The sequence below is a fragment of the Streptococcus intermedius SK54 = ATCC 27335 genome (genome assembly GCF_000413475.1).
GTDB lineage: Bacteria > Bacillota > Bacilli > Lactobacillales > Streptococcaceae > Streptococcus > Streptococcus intermedius.
On record NZ_ATFK01000003.1, the window covers coordinates 199058 to 217185 of the forward strand.

Consider the following 18128-nt stretch of genomic DNA (forward strand, 5'->3'; position numbering starts at 1 on the left):
AAAGGAGAGGAGAGAGAATGGTAAAGAGAGATTTAATTAGAAATGTTATTTTTTTATCTGTCATCGCAATAACGATCGTTTGTCTGCGAATTTTTATTTTTACACCGTATAGCATTACTACAAAAGATGCGAATCATTTTTTACAAGAGAAAGATGTTGTCATTGCTAATAAAAATGAGCAGATAAAAAGAGATGACTTTGTATTATACGAGGTGAAGGGGAAAAAGCATGTCGGACGTGTTATTGGCGTAGGAAATGATTCTGTCGTCTACATGGATGATGTACTTTACTTGAATAATAAAATCAAGTCAGAAGATTATTTAACAAAAGATAAGGAAAAATACTTAGCAAAAGCTAATAATACTGGTTATTTTACTCATGATTTTACTATCCAGACGTTGACCAAATCGAATACAAATAAAATTCCAATGCAGTCTTATTTGATTTTAAATGATAATCGACAAAATATGGAAGATAGTCGAAAGTTTGGTTTGATTTCTAAGAAACAGATCAAAGGAGTTATCTCATTTAGAGTACTTCCGCTTCAAGAATTTGGATTTATAAAAACAAAATAGTTTTTTCTATTTTGTTTTTTTTATTCTTTAGAACATACACTTTTTGTGAGAATCATTGATTTCTATGTATATATTTGCAATATAATATTGACGATATAAAAAATTGATATAATAATAAATATTTATTTAGGGGGTGTATGCATACATTATATTTTTGAAGTTTACATCATTTCAAACGATATGGTTTATTATTTTGCCTTAAGTTATCAAGGTGGTTCTTCCAAGTATCTTGAACGAAGTACTGATGTTCGTAAAAGATAGGTCTCTTGTTTATGCTCTTGGTATTTCTGACTTTATCTTAGCTAGTCGGACTGTAGCCAATCGTGATGCAAGTTTAGCACTGATGTTTATGGCAGGGGCTATTACCTTATCTTGATTGGTTTTATGAAGATATTGCAATCGCTGAAGTCAAAAATGAGAGAGTACTTGATTTAATGTGCAAATCACCTACAGAAAAATGAAAGCAATAATGAGAGCCTATTCTAGGAATACTGTTTTAGTGAGGGAATTGTGACTGTTAATTTGTTGATTATGAGAATAGAGTGATAAATTAGTTCATTTTATTGATAATTTCCTCAATAAAATCGACTAGGATACTATTTTCCCAGTCGATTTGGTTAAGTATAGTACCGCATCAATCTAGCAGAGCGAGATAATATAAACAGATTCTATTTTTGTTTGTTCTCTTTTTTTCGTGTTTCTTGGTGAAAAATATTTTGCCATGTTTCATGACGGCGCCAAAGACTTGTGTGGATAATTCCATTTTCTTCATAACAAATGAGTTTGGTTTTTTGGCTGATAGAAGTTAGTTGGAAATTTTTAATAGGAGATTGCTTTCCTTTTTCGATTTGAAATTCTTCTTTATTTAGTTGGCTGCCGTCTTCAGAAATGTAAATAAATTCGGATGCAAGTAAATCTTCTAATTGGCTTCCCTGCTCCACCAATTGTTCTCTCATAAATAGTTTTTGATAAACATTGTCTAATATTTCATCTTCAGGAATAGGAGCGGGCTCAATGTGGATATCGATATCAAAAACTCCAAAGCGTTCTTTAAGCACGTTTTCAACCTGATCAGCGATCTCGTGGCTTTCATAGACAGATAAGTCAGGGCTCATCTCTAAAATGAGATCAAGGTAGATATTGCTGCCGTAGGTACGCCCTCTTTGTGATTTGACACGAGAGATTTTCGGAATTTCTAAAATGGCTTCTTTATATTCTTTTAAAAGATTTTCATCAAAACCGTCTGACAAACTAAAAGAAGATTCCATAAAAATTTCGTAAGCTGTTTTAAGAATGAAGAAAGTGATAATGATGGCAACCAACTGATCTACAATTGGAAAATGCAAAGCGTTTGCGATGATTGCAATTGTTGTGCCAAGTGAGGTAATAGCATCAGATAAATTGTCTTTTGCAGCAGCATCAAGCGCTTTAGAATGTGCTTTTTTTGCTAAGGATTTGTTGTAAAAATACACTCCTAGCATCATCAAAGCAGAGATAATCCCAACCATAGCTCCTAAAGGATCAATGGTTGTTTCTTGTCGTGAAATAATCTTTTGAACAGTATCAATTAAAACATCAAATCCAACAAAAAACATAATAAGAGATGTGACAAGACTTGCAAGATCCTCCATTTTCCAGTGACCAAATTTATGATCAGTGTCAGCTGGCTTGCGTGCCATACGTAGTCCAATCAAGACGGCAATATTAGCCACAATATCTGAAACATTGTTAAAACCATCGGCTGTCAAACTGGAGGATTGTAAGGTAGAGCCAGCAATAATTTTAGCAATTGATAAGACGATGTAGGTTACAATAGCTAAAATAGCACCGCGCTCTGCGAGTTTAAGATTTTTTGCTGGATTATTCATAAGTTTTCCTTTCAGAAAGTTTATTATAACGCTTTTTACGTGATTTTTCAAACTTTTATAAACCGAGAAATAAAGCAATGTTCTTTCTAGTTTAGCTTATGAGTGATTTTTGTTATAATAGAATCATTGACTTTGAAAGAGGAAAAAAGATGAATCCCTTATTAACTGGTATGAATGATCGGCAGGCGGAGGCAGTTCAAACGACAGACGGGCCTTTGCTGATTATGGCGGGGGCTGGTTCGGGTAAGACTCGGGTACTGACCCACCGTATTGCTTATTTGATTGATGAAAAATTAGTTAACCCCTGGAATATTTTGGCGATTACCTTTACCAATAAAGCAGCTAGGGAAATGAAGGAGCGGGCATTTTCTTTAAATCCAGCAACTGAGGATTGCTTGATTGCGACCTTTCACTCGATGTGTGTGCGCATCCTGCGGCGGGAAGCAGATCATATTGGTTACAATCGCAATTTTACCATTGTTGATCCGGGAGAGCAGCGGACCTTGATGAAGCGGATTCTCAAAAATCTCAATCTCGATCCTAAGAAGTGGAATGAGCGCGCTATTCTGGGAACCATTTCCAATGCCAAGAACGACCTGATTGATGAGGTGGCCTATGAGAATATGGCTGGTGATATGTATACAGAAATTGTGGCTAAGTGCTATACAGCCTATCAAAAGGAACTGCGCCAGTCAGAGGCTATGGACTTTGATGATTTGATTATGCTGACCCTGCGGCTTTTTGACCAAAATCCTGATGTCCTGACCTACTACCAGCAACGTTATCAGTATGTTCATGTCGATGAGTATCAGGATACTAACCACGCCCAGTACCAGCTGGTCAAGCTCTTGGCTTCTCGTTTTAAGAATATCTGTGTGGTTGGAGATGCCGACCAGTCTATCTATGGCTGGCGGGGAGCCGACATGCAAAATATCTTGGATTTTGAAAAAGATTATCCTGAAGCTAAAGTCGTTCTTCTAGAAGAAAACTATCGCTCTACCAAGACCATCCTTCAGGCAGCTAATGAGGTTATTCGAAATAACCGCAATCGCCGTCCTAAAAATCTCTGGACTCAGAATGAAGATGGCGAAGAAATTGTCTACTATCGAGCTAATGACGAGCAGGATGAAGCTCTCTTTGTCGCTCGAACCATTGATCAGCTGACCCGAGAAGGCTACAGTCATAAGGATTTTGCAGTTCTTTACCGGACCAATGCTCAATCACGGACAGTGGAAGAAGCCCTCCTTAAGGCCAATATTCCTTATACCATGGTGGGGGGCACCAAATTCTATAGCCGTAAGGAAATACGGGATGTCATTAGCTATCTAAATCTCATTGCCAACCCTAGTGATAACATCAGCTATGAGCGGGTGGTGAATGAGCCCAAGCGTGGTGTTGGTCCGGGAACAGTAGAGAAGATTCGGAATTTTGCAGCCAGTCAAAACGTATCTCTTTTAGAAGCCTCCTCACAGATTATGCTTTCACTTGTCAAAGGGAAAGCTGCTCAGTCAGTTTTTGACTTTGCCAATCTCATTTTGAATCTTCGTGAGCGACTAGATGAGTTGACGGTGACAGAATTGGTGGAAATAGTTCTTGAAAAGACGGGTTATACTGAACAATTAGTAGCTCAAGGGACGCTGGAAAGTCAGGCTCGAATTGAAAATATTGAAGAATTCTTATCGGTTACCAAAAATTTTGATGAACATTCTGAAAATGATACAGAAGAAACGGGGCTTGATAAGTTAAGCCGTTTCCTTAATGATCTGGCTTTGGTTGCGGACACAGATGACGCTGGCACTCAGGAAAGCTCAGAAGTGACACTTATGACGCTACATGCTGCCAAGGGGTTAGAATTTCCAGTGGTTTTCATTATCGGTATGGAAGAAAATGTCTTCCCACTTAGTCGGGCAACTGAAGAGGAAGACGAATTAGAGGAAGAGCGCCGATTAGCCTATGTTGGAATTACTCGTGCTGAAAAAGTCTTGTTTCTGACCAATGCTAACTCGCGTTTGCTGTATGGGAAAACTAATTATAATCGACCAACTCGTTTTCTCAATGAAATTAGTTCGGATTTATTGAATTACCAAGGATTAGCTCGACCGGCCAATACATCTTTTAAAGCTTCCTATGTAAATGGAAAAAACGTCCAGTTTGGTCAAGGGACAAGTCTCGCTCAAGCATTACAAGAACGCAAACGGCAAGTTGGACCAAGTAGTATTTCCTCAAGTCAGTTGCCATTTGGCAAGAATATAGAGGCTACTCAACCAGATTTGAATTGGGCTATCGGTGATATTGCGCACCATAAAAAATGGGGAGATGGAACTGTATTGGAGGTGTCAGGTAGCGGTAGTAGCCTAGAACTAAAAATTAATTTTCCAGAGGTTGGATTAAAGAAATTGTTAGCAAGTGTTGCACCAATTGAGAAAAAATAACATCTAAATGTAAGAAGGAGTTGTTATGATAAAATATTCCATCGAAGTTTGGATTTATAATCCGATTATTAGGGAAATGTTACTCTTAAAAGTTAAAACGGATCAATTTTCTTTTTGGCAACCGATTACTGGTGGTATTGAGAATGGTGAAATTCCTGAAGTTGCCTGTATTCGGGAGATTTTTGAAGAAACTGGACTGAAAACTACTCTAACAAAACTTTTGAAAATCGGACATCATACAGTTATTATGAATGAAGACTTATCCATTTTTAAAACACTTTTTCTGATGGAAACGAAGCAGAAGGATATTCGTATTTCTGATGAACACGTTGATTTTATGTGGACAAAAGTTAAAACTGTTCCTGATATATTGTATTGGCAGAGTAATCAAGAGACGTTTCAAATGGTAGTAAAAAAATTAAGCTAGGAGAGCAATGAAAGAAAGTAGTCGTGGGCAGAGAACGTTACTGTCTCTTTCTTTGTTGATGTTGAAAGTAATACAGACACCCTTTTTAAAGCTTGAGAAGTTTCGATATCCAAATCCCTGATGTTTGATGTCTTTGCTAAGCATTCTTTGTATCTTCAAGTTTGATGGGAGTTAGTAATATGGTTTGACACTATTTCTAGCTTCTTTGAAATACTTGAAGAAGTTTCGTATGGTTGTTTGTCTTTTACTATAAAGGCTTGTAATGGGTTTCTGAGTTTCATAATTCTGAGCAATAAAAGTTAACTTGGATTTCTGATAATAGAATTCATTCTAGAAGAGAACTTCAGGTAAAATAGGCTGCTTCTCTTTAAACTGAATGTGGTTGAGTTTATGATAACAGCAGACGTTGAAAGGGGCGATGCCTTTAGTAAGAACTGATAAATCGCCAATTTCGATTAAAGAAATCTTAGAAGGCTTTTGGTAATCGTATTTTATCTATTTATCCTTGTAGTGTTTATGTTTAGAGGGTATAGTCTAGGTAGGTGATTACCTCAATATGAGTTTTATACTTAAAAGCTTTATTTCAAGTGATATTCCTGTCTCTAATTCTAATCAATTCTGTCATATTATGGAGTTGTTCCATGTGATGCTTTTCGTTATAAGCCATATGGAACTTTTTCATGCATTCAAAAGGCTTTGTAATTTCCAAAATGGATTTCTCCACTACAGATGTTATAGAGCCCAAATCTTTTTGTGAAGGAATCGTAACTTGTCCGATTCCTTTTTTATTACCTCTTGACATTAGAATTGTCAGAATTTATAATAAAGGTAGAAAGGCGATAACGGTGTTATCAAATTAAAATCATGAAAAAAGAAACTGATGAGTTAAACAAAAAAATCTTGGAGAGCGCAAGGAGTGAGTTCTTAGCTTATGGCTATCAGGATGCTTCACTGCGGAGAATTTGTCGCGCTGCTGGCTTGACGACTGGGGCTTTTTATAAGCGCTATGAGAGTAAGAACAGTCTCTTTGCTGCCCTGCTTGAGCCTACTCTGGATGCGCTAGACTGGTATGGGCAGGAGCAGAAGCGACGTGACTATGCTTTGCTAGAAGAAGGACATCTGTCTGATATGTGGGCCCATCGTTTAGAGGATCTCCAGTCTCTGATGTGTATTCTCTATGAGCATAAGGATAACATGCAACTGCTGCTGTTTAAATCTCAGGGTTCTTCGCAGGCAGACTTCAGGATTCATCTGCCTCATTTGGCTACAGATGAGACTTATTGCTATTTGGAGCTGGCTTATAAAGAGGGGAAAATCAATCATTTGGTCAAACACGAGTTTCTGCGATCGTGCATGACAGCTTATTACACAGCTGTATTTGAGCCTTTGGCGCAAGACTGGACCCAAGAGCAGGCGCTGGAATTTTGCCATTCCATCATGGATTTGTTTAATTGGGGAGGTTTGCTAGGTTTTTGATAGAAAGAAGGAAATTCTATGAAGAAAAAATCTGTTCTTGCTTGGATCTGGGACTTTGTTTCCCTTCATAAGCTATATTTTGTACTCAGTCTGATCTTTGCCCTTGCCTCTGTGATTTCAGGATTTCTGCCTTATTTCTTTATTGGTGGAATGATTAATCAGCTCTTGGCGGGCAATAAAAACTGGGATTTCTACCTGCAGCAGTCAGCTTGGGCAGGTCTAGCCTGGATTGGCTACTGGGGCTTCCACGGTATTTCCACTATGCTGTCGCATACGGCTACTTTTAAGATTTTAGCGGAAATGCGGCGCCGCCTGACAGACAAGCTGGCTAGGCTGCCTCTTGGTACAGTGCTTAGTCAGTCATCAGGGAGCTATAAAAACATTATCGTTGAGCGGGTGGATGCGACCGAAACGACCTTGGCTCACCTAATTCCAGAGTTTACTGCTGGGATTTTTGGTCCGATTATTGTTCTCATTGCCATGCTGGTTGTCGATTGGCGCCTGACCTTGCTGTCTCTCCTGACTATTCCCATTGTGGGGCTGGCCTATATGCGGATGGTTGCCAATAGCGAAGCTGACTATCAAAATACTCTGGTCAAGACCAAAAAGCTCAATGATACAGCGGTGGAATACATCAATGGGATTGAAGTTATCAAGGTCTTTGGCAAAGAAAAGTTTTCTTACGATAAGTTTGTGACGGCTGCTAGAGAAGGAGCAGACTGCTTTATTGAGTGGATGCGCAAGTTCAATCTGGAGATGGGCATTGTGACTGCTTTTCTGCCATCAGGCTTGCTCTTTCTGCTGCCGGCTGGCTGTTATTTCTATCTGCAAGGCAGTTTGACTGCCGGCAATTTCATTCTAATGATTATTCTGTCGCTTAGTCTTCTGACTCCTCTGATTTTAGTGGCAAGTTACATGGACGATTTACGGAAAATCGGGACTATTTTTGGTCAAGTGATCGATATTTTGGAAAAGCCTGATTTGAAAAGGCCTCAGGAGCTGATAGAACTTCCAAAAGGAACAGATCTGGTCATGACGGATGTCAGATTTGGCTATACAGATGAAGCGGAAGTACTGCATGGAATTTCGCTAGATATTAAGGCTGGCAGCATCAATGCTTTAGTTGGGCCATCAGGCTCAGGTAAGTCTACAATTGCCAAGCTTCTAGCTTCTTTCTGGGATGTCACTTCTGGCCAGATTACTTACGGTGGCTTGGACATTCGCCAGCTTCCGCTAGACTATTACAGTCGGCAGGTTGCTTATGTGACCCAGGATAACTATCTCTTTGATGAGACTATTATGGAAAATATCCGGATGGGAAATCCAGCAGCATCTGACGAAGTGGTCATCGAAATTGCCCGTCGTTGTGGCTGTTATGACTTTATCATGAACTTAGAAAACGGATTTGAGACTCAGGTAGGCTCTGGCGGCGGTCATCTATCTGGTGGGGAGCGTCAGCGGATTGCCATCGCCCGTGCCATGCTTAAGGATGCGCCGATTCTTATCTTGGATGAAGCGACTGCTTATACAGATCCGGAAAATGAAGCACGGATTCAGTCCAGTCTAGCTCGTTTGATTGAAGGACGGACCTTGATTGTCATTGCCCACCGATTGTCTACGATTATGAGCGCAGACCAGATAGTTCTAGTCAATGATGGCCGAATCGAAGCTAGAGGTCGGCATGAAGAGTTGCTGGCAGCCAGTCCGCTTTATGCTTCCATGTGGCAGGTCCATATTGCTACCAGGGATAGTGGTGAGATGGAAGGAGGGCTGACACATGCTTAATATACTGAAGAAATTCTTTGATTTCTGTACAACAGAGGACCGTAGGAAATTTTATCAATCCATTTATCTGGGTATCATCAAGTCCTTTATCATCGCTCTGCGTATCCCAGCAATCGGCCTAGTCGTTATGGGACTGATTGAGAAGAATCTCTCTATGCAGACCTTCTGGCTGGCTCTGGGTATCATGTTGGCATCCACTGTGCTAAACGTCTGGATTACACTGAAAATTACCATGCTACAGACGGAAGCGGGCTATCATACCTGTGCTCAGAAGCGGATTGAAATTGCCGAGCACATGCGCTATCTGCCCATGGGTTACTTTAATCAAAATAGCTTGGGCAAGATTACCAGTGTTACGACCAATACGCTGGAAGGACTGTCTGATGTAGCTACCAGAGTGGTTATGATGACTGTGCAGGGCTTTCTGACGACTGGCCTCATCACTATGTTGGTCTTTCTCTATGACTGGCGGGTTGGTCTGGTTCTCTTGGTTGGTCTCGTCCTCTTTCTCCTGCCAAATACCCTTATGCGTTGGCAAGTTGGCAAGGTTTCTGATGACAAGTATCAGGCGGATACGGACCTGATAGCCGTTGTTTTGGAATATAGCCAAGGGATTGCAGAAGTAAAGAACTATAATCTGGTTAACCGTTCTGCCAAGAAGCTGTCCAAAGCTATTGAACGCAAAAGTCAGCTAGATACCAAAATGACACTCGTGACCTCACCTTACATTGCCCTCCAAGGCATAGTGACCAAGCTGACTGGTCTCTTTATGGGGCTTTTCTCTATCTACTTTTATCTCAATGGTGGTATGGAGCTGCTGGTAACCATTATGATGATTGTCAGTGGTTTTATGATTTATGAAAATCTAGACGGCGTTGGCTCTTTCTCTTCTCTCCTGCGCATTGTTGATTTGTCGGTTGATATGGTCAATCAAGTCTTGGCTATCCAGCCTATGGACATCATCGGTCAGGATATTGAGCCTAAGAGCAGTCGGATTGAGCTGAGAGATGTTAGCTTCTCTTATGGAAATAAGAAAATCATTGACCGAGTTTCCCTCACCATTCCAGAAAAAACGACGACTGCCTTGGTCGGACCTTCTGGATCAGGCAAGACAACGCTCTGCAATCTCATTGCCCGCTTCTGGGATGTGGACCATGGAAGTATTAGTTTGGACGGGCATGATGTCAGGGATTACAGCTATGACAGCCTGATTCGCAATTTCAGCTTTGTCTTCCAAAGCGTCTACCTCTTTGAGGATACCATTGCCAATAACATTCGTTTTGGCAAGCCGGAGGCCAGTCAGGAAGAAGTGATAGAGGCTGCCAAGAAAGCCGCCTGTCATGATTTTATCCTCTCGCTACCTGATGGCTATGATACCAAGATTGGTGAAGGGGGTGCCAGTCTTTCTGGAGGTGAGCGTCAGCGCATTTCCATCGCGCGGGCTATTATCAAGGATGCGCCTATTATCATTCTGGATGAAGCAACAGCCAATGTTGATCCAGAGAATGAAGAAGCCCTCATGCAGGCTATTCAGGCTCTGACTCGCGATAAGACCATTATCATGATTGCCCACCGACTCAAGACAGTTGAGCATGCAGACCAGATTTTGGTGTTAGATCAAGGCCGTATTGTCGAGCAAGGCAAACACCAAGACTTACTTGCAAAACAAGGTATCTATAGTAAGTTTATCCAAGAAAGAAAAACAGCTGCCAGCTGGCGGATTGAGATGGGGGAGTGATAGTATTTAAACCGTTGTAAATCAGCGGTTTTTTTACGTTTGTTTTCATTTGTTTCAGTCTTGACTGAAATGAGTGAAAGAGGTATACTATAGGTAAGAGGTAACAGATATGAATCAGAAAAAGAAGATTAGTTTAAAGCCAGAGTTACAAAAGTTTATTGAGAATATTGCTGCCATTTATGAAGGTTATGGTATTCCACGAATCGGGGGTAGGATTTTCGGTTTGAGTCTTGTTTATGGAGAACCTTTGTCAGCAGAAGATATGTCGGCTCTCCTTCAAGCAAGCAGGAGCAGTATTTCTACCAATATTCGAGCATTGATGCTCAATGGCTGGATAGAAAAGGTTACCTTTCCTGGAGATAGGATTGACTATTTTAGATTTTCCCCCCAGGCTTGGGAACGAGTTCTAGAACATCGAAAAGAAGCTTTATTTCCAATCAAGCAGATTGTTGAAAGGGGACAGCAGGAACTGGCTGAAGATTCGCTCGAGCACCAGCAGTTAGAAGACATGAAAGCATGGCTGGATATCCAGACTCATTATCAGGAGGAAATGTTGAAGGCTTGGCAGAAACATATCAGAGACAAGCAAAGAAGGTGACGAAGATGTATGAAAATCCTTATCAATATTTATCAGGAAATATTGGAGACAAAAAACTCATTCGGGCGGGTTTTGAAGAAAAGCTCTATGATACAGGACAGGTTAAACTGAATTATGTTGTGGGACCGGACAATGGACCCAATCTTCTGCTTATTCCAGCTCAAATGGGAACTTGGGAATCTTATGGCAAAGTCCTGATTCCTCTTTCTCAGCAGTTCAAGGTATATGCTATTGATATTCGGGGGCATGGCAAGTCCAGTTGGACACCAGGAGATTATTCTTGGTCTACAATCGGTCAGGATATGCGTTCCTTTATTGACAATGTCGTCCAAGGGAAAGTAATCATTTCGGGAAATTCTTCAGGAGGTATTATCGCTCTTTGGTGTGCAGCCAATTTGGGTTCAGAAGTAGCAGGAATTGTCATTGAGGATGCTCCTGTCTTTTCTGCAGAGATGCCTCGTTTTAAGGAGAGGGACCGTTTTGTCTACAATGGTCTCAAGCATATGGTAGAAAAAATAGGGGATTTGGACAATCGTGATTTGGCGGATTATTTTTCAGGTCAGGAGATGCCTGTCTCGGAGAATCGGGTTAAAAAAATGCCTGACTGGATGATTCGTTTATTATCAAAGCGTATCAAGAAATTTCAAACCAATCACCCCAATCAGCCACTGGAAGTTGGTTTTCCATCTGCTTTGAAGCTGCTTCTGAAATCACTGTCCATGTTTGATCCAGATTTTGCTCGCGCTTTTGTGGATGGCCGATTTTATCAAGGTATTCATCATGCTGAAGCCCTGAAAGCAAGCACTTGTCCAATACTATTTCTCCATGCTAACTGGAAAAGATATGAGAAGTACGGTCTAGTTGGGGCTCTAGATGACCAGGATGTTCAGCATATTCTGGAACTGGCGCCACAGACTATTTACAAAAAAATTCCAGCCAACCATGTCATCCATGCATTTAAACCTCGTTGCTATATCCAAGCTTTGCTGGAGTTTAAAGACACAATTCAGAACAGCTAAAGCAAGCCAATGGCTTGCTATTTTTCATTTATTGGTAGGAATGGTATAATAGTTGATAGTCGTGAGAAGTAGATTAGTGAATTTGGGATAATGATGAAAAATAGAGTTAGAAATAATAAATGATAGCGATATAATCTATCAACTTGGAAAAAAAGAATAAAATGTTTAATTTTAGATGAAGAGGTACCCCATGAACGAAATCAAATGCCCTAACTGTGGGGAGGTTTTTACAGTCAATGAGAGCCAGTACAGTGAGCTTTTGTCGCAGGTTCGAACTGCAGAGTTTGACAAGGAAATTCATGCTCGGATTGAGCAGGAGCTGGCTTTAGCAGAGCAAAAATCCCAGAATATCCAACAAGCTCTCTTATCGCAGAAAGAGCAGGAAATTAGCAATCTTCAAAGTCAAATTGCTCAGTTTGAGACCCAGCAGGAATTGGCAAAGAAAGAGGCAGAGCAGGCAGCTAGTCTTCAGTTACAAGAAAAAGACAAGGAAGTTCAGCAATTGGAAAGTCAGCTGACAACCCTGCGCTTGGAGCATGAAAATCAATTGCAAAAGACCTTGTCTGCGCTGGAAAAAGAGCGAGACGAGGTTAAGAACCAGCTAGTCTTGCAAGAAAAGGAAGCAGCGCTGGCTCAGACCTCGCTCAAAGAGCGCTATGAGGTAGAGCTGCGGCAGAAAGATGAGACCATAGAGTTCTACAAGGATTTTAAGGCCAAGCAGTCTACTAAGATGATTGGCGAGAGTTTGGAACAGCACTGCGAGTACGAGTTTAACAAGAACCGTATGGCCATGTTTCCACGAGCGGAGTTTGGCAAGGACAATGATGCCAGAACCGGCAGCAAGGGTGACTACATTTACCGTGAGGTGGATGAAAATGGTGTAGAAATTCTCTCCATCATGTTTGAGATGAAAAATGAAGGCGATGAGACAGCGACCAAGAAGAAAAACGAACATTTCTTCAAAGAGCTTGATAAAGATCGACATGAGAAAGGCTGTGAATATGCTATTCTTGTGACACTTCTTGAGGCTGACAGCGAGCTCTACAATTCAGGTATTGTCGATGTATCTTATGCCTATGAGAAGATGTACGTTATTCGGCCTCAGTTCTTCCTACCCATGATTACCCTCTTGCGTAATGCTGCCCTCAATTCGCTCCAGTACAAGCAGGAACTGGCCTTGGTGCGGGAGCAGAATATTGATATTACGCATTTTGAGGAAGATTTGGATGCCTTTAAAGTAGCTTTCGCTAAGAACTATCAGTCTGCTTCGACAAACTTTGGCAAGGCAATCGAAGAGATTGACAAGGCCATCCGCCGTATGGAAGAAATCAAGAAATTCCTGACGACCTCTGAAAACCAGCTGCGCTTAGCAAATAACAAACTGGAGGATGTCTCTGTCAAAAAACTGACACGCAAAAATCCTACTATGAAAGCTAAGTTTGAAGCTTTGAAGGAGTGAGAAAATTGGACTTAACAACCCGTTGGATACAATCAACCAAATTTGCTGAGATTGATCGAATTATAGAAAGGCTGCTACAAGAAGGGAAGGAAACTTTTAATCAGCAATGGCAGGCTGCTTCTTCAGAATTACGTAAAGAAATATGGATTGAACGAGGCAAACAAGTACTGTTAGCTAATGTAGTTTATTTTTTATTACTTTGCTATTTAGTCTTTTTTCAAGGGATACCCTTATCTGTTAAGAATTTACCTTATCTTGGACTAGGTTTGTTAGTTTTTTCAGGGATTGGATTTATGGACGATGAAGAGGCGACTGACTTGGTTATTAAGAAAAAACGTCAGATAGCGGTAACTATTTATAAGCAGTATTTTGAAAGAAAAATAGAAAAATGATAGATCAATTGACTGTTCAAGAATATCAGAAAGAAGACGCAGAAGTTCTGCCGCCCCTGTATAAAGTATTGGGCTATTCAGCAGAAAAAGATGAATTGCAAAGTAGACTCAGGGATATTTTTGTAAGTAAACTTTTGAGAGGATTCTGAATATGGTCTATCGTGCAAAAAATCATATCCTGCATTTTAACGAAAAAAGCATGGACTATGCGACCTTTGGAAAAGGTAAGAAGCCGCTGCTCATCATTCCAGGTCTAGGGGATGGTTTGGCGACTGTTAAGGGAATGGCGCAAATGCTTGCCCTAGCTTATAGAGGTTTCACAACAGCTTACCAGGTCTACGTTTTTAGCCGAATCAATGAATTACCAGAAAATTATACAACACGAAATATGGCGACTGATATAGCTGAAGCTATGGATGTTTTAGGTCTGAAAACGATTGCTGTCCTAGGAATTTCCCAAGGCGGTATGATTGCCCAGTGGTTGGCAGCAGATTTCCCGGAAAGAGTTGAAAAATTGATTTTGACAGTTACAATTGCGAAACTGAATAATCTTGGTAGGGAGAGGATTACTCGCTGGCTTGAGTTGAGTCAGACTGGAGCCTATAAAGAACTGATATTTGATATTGCAAGTCACTCTTATACGGCTAAATCTTTTGGAAAATTCAAATACCTTTATCGGATAATGGGAATCTTTGGTCGCATTAAAGATAAACAGCGGATTGCTATTCAGGCCATCTCATGCTTAAGACATGATAGTCTGGCTGTTTTGGGAAAGATCAAGTGCCCTACGCTAATCATTGGAGCAGAAGAAGATGATGTTCTAGGTGTGGGAGCTTCGCTCGAATTGCATCAACATATCAAAGATAGCCAGCTGACTATTTTGCCAGACTGTGGCCACGCACTCTATGAACAGCATAAGGATTTCCAAAAGAGAGTTTTAGTATTTTTAGAAAGTTAACCAATGAACGGAATTATCAACCTAAGAAAAGAAGCGGGCATGACCTCGCATGATGCGGTATTTAAGCTGCGCAAGATTTTAAAAACCAAGAAAATCGGTCATGGGGGCACCTTGGATCCAGATGTGGTAGGGGTGCTTCCGATTGCTGTGGGCAAGGCGACACGTTTGGTCGAGTTCATGCAGGAGGAAGGCAAGGTCTACGAGGGGGAGATTACTCTGGGTTGCTCAACAACGACAGAGGATGCCAGCGGAGACATCCTAGAGTGGACGCCAGTGACGGAACTTTTAGAAGAAGCCCTTATCGATGAAGCTATGGAGTCCATGATTGGTGAGATTTGCCAGATTCCGCCTATGTACTCAGCAGTCAAGGTCAATGGCCGCAAGCTTTATGAGTATGCTCGTGCGGGTCAAGAAGTGGAGCGGCCAGAGCGGCAGGTGACTATCTATAGCTTTGAGCGCACCAGTCCGATTTCCTACGAAGATGAGGAAGCCCGCTTTCGTTTTCGAGTGAAATGCAGCAAGGGGACCTATGTCCGAACCCTGTCTGTTGATTTGGGAGCCAAGCTTGGCTTTGCCAGTCACATGTCCAAGCTGACACGGACTTCCTCTGCAGGTATGAGCTTAGATGATGCTTTGACCCTGGATGAAATAGCAGAGCGAGTAGAAGTGGAAGATTTCTCCTTTCTCCAACCACTCGAATTGGGTATAGGGGATTTGGTTAAGATAGACCTTACAAAAGATCAGGCAGAGGATGTGCGATTTGGTCGATTTATTGATGTGAATTCTAATGAAACTCAAGTAGCTGGATTTTTCCAGGGGAAATTGCTTGCTATTCTAGAAAAGCGTGACGAAGAATATAAACCTAGAAAAGTGTTTCTTTAACATTTTGTGATAAAATAGATAAGTGATGAAAACGATTAGAATTAAAAACGAACAAGACATTCAGCAAATTGAACATACAGTATTAGTGCTAGGGTATTTTGACGGACTGCATAAGGGGCATCAAGTATTGTTTGCTGAGGCGAGAAAGATTGCATCAGATAAGGATTTGAAAATTGCAGTGCTGACTTTCCCAGAGTCTCCTAAATTGACTTTTGTACGTTACCAGCCTTCATTGATGCTTCATTTGACAAGCTTAGAAGATCGCTTGCAGCAATTAGAAAATCTTGGTGTAGATTATCTCTATTTGATTGACTTTACCAGTCAATTTGCTCGCAATACGGCCAAGCAATTTGTTGAAAAATACATCTCGCGTTTGAAAGCAAAGGCAGTCGTTGCAGGTTTTGATTATCATTGTGGTTCTGATCGACGCAGTGCAGAAGATTTGGAAACACTGTTTGACGGACAAGTTATCGTGGTTCCCTCTGTAAATTTGAATGGTTCTAAAATTAGTTCAACTCGTATTCGAGAGACAATACTAGCCGGAAATGTAGCGGAAAGCAATCAATTGCTAGGTTATTCGCTATCCACCTGTGGCATAGTCGTTCATGGTAATGCAAGAGGGCGAACGATTGGCTATCCAACGGCAAATCTTGCTCCACTAGATCGAGTTATTCTACCAGCAGATGGTGTTTATGTGGTCGATGTAGAGCATGACGGTCAGATTTATCGAGGAATGGCTAGCGTCGGAAAAAATGTTACTTTTGAAGGCGATGAACTTCGTTTTGAAGTCAATTTTTTGGATTTTTCACAAGATATTTATGGTGATACTATTCGTATTTTTTGGTTAGAAAAAATACGAGATATGGTAAAATTCGATAATGTAGCTGAGCTAGTCAAACAATTACAGGTAGATGAGAAAATCGCAAGATATTGGACTCCTAAAAATGGGAACCACTAAATCATGTAGTAAGCTTCTTATTTTTCCTAAAAAATAGGAGAAAATTTGTAAAAATACCTAGTAATCTTACATAAAATTTAGTATAATGATAACAGTTACAAATAATAAGAAGAGAAATGCATGGTTACACTATTTTTATCACCGAGTTGTACAAGTTGTCGCAAGGCGCGTGCATGGCTATCTAATCATGAAGTTCCTTTTGAGGAACACAATATCATGACGAGTCCTCTATCTGCATCAGAATTGCAACATATCCTTTCTCTCACGGAGAATGGAACAGATGACATCATTTCAACTCGCTCCAAAATATTTCAAAAATTAAATTTAGATGTTGAAAGTTTATCAATTTCTGAGTTATTACGCTTAATTGAAGAAAATCCAAGTCTTTTACGTCGTCCGATTATTTTAGAGGGAAAACGAATGCAAATTGGATTTAATGAAGATGAGATTCGTGCGTTTTTGCCTCGCGGATATCGAAAACAAGAATTGCGTGCTGCAACCCTGAGAGCTGAGATTGAGTAATATGAATAAAAACTATCGTTACCCACTAGACATGTCGTGGAGCACTGAAGAGCTTGCTTCAGTGCTTTCTTTTTTGAATGATGTAGAGCGGGCTTATGAAGAAAAAATAACAGCAGAAGAGATACTATTATCTTACAAACTCTTCAAAAAAATTGTTCCAAGCAAAGCTGAAGAAAAGCGGATTGGACGTGAATTTGAAATAGCGAGTGGCTATTCCTTATATCGAGCTGTTCAAACTGCAAAACAAAAGGAGAAAGGAATGTTTTCTCTTGGAAAAGAAATTTAATTTTGCTAAACAAATTGTTCTGAATGTAGCTTCCTATATTAAGGAGCATCTAAATGATCAATTGGAAATCGAAACTAAGTCCAGTCCGACTGATTTAGTAACTCAAATGGACAAGGAAGTTCAGGATAATTTAGTTACCTGGATTTTAGAAGCTTACCCTGCTGATCATATTTTAGCTGAGGAAAATGGCCTCCGTCATTCTATTTCGGATGGGAATGTTTGGGTTATTGATCCTATTGATGGTACAAATAATTTTGTAGCACAAAAAGCTGATTTTGCGGTTGTATTGGCTTATTTTGAAAATGGGATTGGTCAATTTGGTGTCATTTATGATGTGATAGGAGACAAGTTATACCATGGTGGTGGTCAATTTGATGTATATTGTAATGAGCAGAAATTACCTTCTTACCAAGATCGCTCCTTAAATCAATTTTTAATGGCTTCAAATGCTGGTATTTTTGAGCGCAATGATTGGGGAATTGCTGACTTGGCGAAAGAAACCTTAGGGGTTAGAGTATACGGGAGTGCTGCGATTAGCTTTAGCAAGGTATTATCCGGTCAACTTTTGACTTATATTTCCTATATTTGGCCTTGGGATTATGCTGCAGCTTCCATTATGGGCGATAAGTTGGGCTATACTACTTTGACATTTGCTGGTGAGCAACCTGATTTTAAAAGCCGTCAGGGGATCATGATGATTCCAACTATGAAATTGGACGAAATTAAAAAATACATATATCGAAAGTGAGAGGA

The 18128-nt window shown here is 40.4% G+C and carries 19 protein-coding genes and 2 pseudogenes; 18 read left to right on the plus strand and 3 right to left on the minus strand.

The features are described from left to right. The first annotated feature begins 17 nt into the window (after positions 1 to 17). Entirely contained in the window at positions 18 to 575 is a 558-nt protein-coding gene (lepB, locus tag HMPREF1654_RS05035) for a signal peptidase I (protein ID WP_003076358.1), read from the plus strand. A 244-nt stretch (positions 576 to 819) separates the two neighbouring features. Then, positions 820 to 951 carry a hypothetical protein gene (locus HMPREF1654_RS10360; RefSeq protein WP_003076670.1) on the plus strand — a complete coding sequence of 44 codons (132 nt, stop codon included), beginning with the start codon at positions 820 to 822 and terminating at the stop codon, positions 949 to 951. Between the two features lie 292 nt (positions 952 to 1243). Here the strand turns inward: HMPREF1654_RS10360 and HMPREF1654_RS05045 are convergent, their stop codons facing one another. Beyond that, on the minus strand, positions 1244 to 2443 hold the full coding sequence (locus HMPREF1654_RS05045; RefSeq protein WP_003076904.1) for a cation diffusion facilitator family transporter: 1200 nt from the start codon (positions 2441 to 2443) through the stop codon (positions 1244 to 1246). Between the two features lie 149 nt (positions 2444 to 2592). Here HMPREF1654_RS05045 and pcrA point away from each other — a divergent pair, with 149 nt between their 5' ends. Continuing rightward, a complete protein-coding gene (gene pcrA / locus HMPREF1654_RS05050; RefSeq protein ID WP_003076948.1) occupies positions 2593 to 4875 on the plus strand; it encodes a DNA helicase PcrA in 2283 nt (760 codons plus the stop codon). 25 nt (positions 4876 to 4900) lie between these two features. Next, complete coding sequence (locus HMPREF1654_RS05055) at positions 4901 to 5302, plus strand: NUDIX hydrolase (RefSeq protein WP_003076530.1); 402 nt, start codon at positions 4901 to 4903, stop codon at positions 5300 to 5302. Positions 5303 to 5485: 183 nt separating this feature from the next. Here the strand turns inward: HMPREF1654_RS05055 and HMPREF1654_RS10365 are convergent. Together HMPREF1654_RS10365 and HMPREF1654_RS10370 are read right to left on the minus strand one after the other, a co-directional pair. Then, positions 5486 to 5659 (minus strand): annotated as a pseudogene (locus tag HMPREF1654_RS10365) (ISL3 family transposase); the annotation flags it as partial. Positions 5660 to 5800: 141 nt separating this feature from the next. Next, positions 5801 to 5945, minus strand: a pseudogene (locus HMPREF1654_RS10370) (ISL3 family transposase); the annotation flags it as partial. Positions 5946 to 6166: 221 nt separating this feature from the next. On the opposite strand from HMPREF1654_RS10370, the gene HMPREF1654_RS05060 reads away from it, so the two are divergent. From HMPREF1654_RS05060 to HMPREF1654_RS05120, 14 genes are all read left to right on the plus strand, one after another. Next, positions 6167 to 6778 carry a TetR/AcrR family transcriptional regulator gene (locus HMPREF1654_RS05060; protein WP_003076500.1) on the plus strand — a complete coding sequence of 204 codons (612 nt, stop codon included), beginning with the start codon at positions 6167 to 6169 and terminating at the stop codon, positions 6776 to 6778. Positions 6779 to 6796: 18 nt separating this feature from the next. Further along, positions 6797 to 8563 carry an ABC transporter ATP-binding protein gene (locus HMPREF1654_RS05065; RefSeq protein WP_003076711.1) on the plus strand — a complete coding sequence of 589 codons (1767 nt, stop codon included), beginning with the start codon at positions 6797 to 6799 and terminating at the stop codon, positions 8561 to 8563. Beyond that, positions 8556 to 10301, plus strand: a complete 1746-nt coding sequence (locus HMPREF1654_RS05070; RefSeq protein WP_003076983.1) for an ABC transporter ATP-binding protein — start codon at positions 8556 to 8558, stop codon at positions 10299 to 10301. Before HMPREF1654_RS05065 ends, HMPREF1654_RS05070 begins: the two co-directional genes overlap by 8 nt. Before the next feature lie 109 nt (positions 10302 to 10410). Beyond that, the gene (locus tag HMPREF1654_RS05075; protein WP_003076468.1) at positions 10411 to 10899 is read left to right on the plus strand and encodes a GbsR/MarR family transcriptional regulator; all 489 of its coding nucleotides are present in this window, start codon (positions 10411 to 10413) and stop codon (positions 10897 to 10899) included. Between the two features lie 5 nt (positions 10900 to 10904). Beyond that, positions 10905 to 11918 carry an alpha/beta fold hydrolase gene (locus HMPREF1654_RS05080; protein WP_003076585.1) on the plus strand — a complete coding sequence of 338 codons (1014 nt, stop codon included), beginning with the start codon at positions 10905 to 10907 and terminating at the stop codon, positions 11916 to 11918. A gap of 190 nt (positions 11919 to 12108) precedes the next feature. Next, on the plus strand, positions 12109 to 13377 hold the full coding sequence (locus tag HMPREF1654_RS05085; protein WP_003076793.1) for a DUF2130 domain-containing protein: 1269 nt from the start codon (positions 12109 to 12111) through the stop codon (positions 13375 to 13377). A 5-nt stretch (positions 13378 to 13382) separates the two neighbouring features. Further along, positions 13383 to 13769 carry a hypothetical protein gene (locus HMPREF1654_RS05090; RefSeq protein ID WP_003076898.1) on the plus strand — a complete coding sequence of 129 codons (387 nt, stop codon included), beginning with the start codon at positions 13383 to 13385 and terminating at the stop codon, positions 13767 to 13769. Next, positions 13766 to 13918: a hypothetical protein gene (locus HMPREF1654_RS10025; RefSeq protein ID WP_003076345.1), complete on the plus strand. Its 153-nt coding sequence runs from the start codon at positions 13766 to 13768 to the stop codon at positions 13916 to 13918. The genes HMPREF1654_RS05090 and HMPREF1654_RS10025 overlap by 4 nt, the downstream gene beginning before the upstream one ends. Before the next feature lie 2 nt (positions 13919 to 13920). Next, positions 13921 to 14727 (plus strand): alpha/beta fold hydrolase, encoded by an 807-nt coding sequence (locus tag HMPREF1654_RS05095; RefSeq protein ID WP_003076337.1) that lies wholly within the window; start codon positions 13921 to 13923, stop codon positions 14725 to 14727. A gap of 3 nt (positions 14728 to 14730) precedes the next feature. Next, positions 14731 to 15609, plus strand: coding sequence for a tRNA pseudouridine(55) synthase TruB (gene truB, locus HMPREF1654_RS05100; RefSeq protein WP_003076764.1), 879 nt, complete (start codon positions 14731 to 14733; stop codon positions 15607 to 15609). 25 nt (positions 15610 to 15634) lie between these two features. After that, positions 15635 to 16567, plus strand: a complete 933-nt coding sequence (locus HMPREF1654_RS05105; RefSeq protein WP_003076713.1) for a bifunctional riboflavin kinase/FAD synthetase — start codon at positions 15635 to 15637, stop codon at positions 16565 to 16567. Between the two features lie 120 nt (positions 16568 to 16687). Next, a complete protein-coding gene (locus tag HMPREF1654_RS05110; RefSeq protein WP_003072266.1) occupies positions 16688 to 17089 on the plus strand; it encodes a Spx/MgsR family RNA polymerase-binding regulatory protein in 402 nt (133 codons plus the stop codon). A gap of 1 nt (position 17090) precedes the next feature. Next, positions 17091 to 17375, plus strand: coding sequence for a UPF0223 family protein (locus tag HMPREF1654_RS05115; protein WP_016670394.1), 285 nt, complete (start codon positions 17091 to 17093; stop codon positions 17373 to 17375). After that, positions 17359 to 18123 (plus strand): inositol monophosphatase family protein, encoded by a 765-nt coding sequence (locus tag HMPREF1654_RS05120; RefSeq protein WP_003076801.1) that lies wholly within the window; start codon positions 17359 to 17361, stop codon positions 18121 to 18123. Before HMPREF1654_RS05115 ends, HMPREF1654_RS05120 begins: the two co-directional genes overlap by 17 nt. Positions 18124 to 18128: the final 5 nt, after the last annotated feature.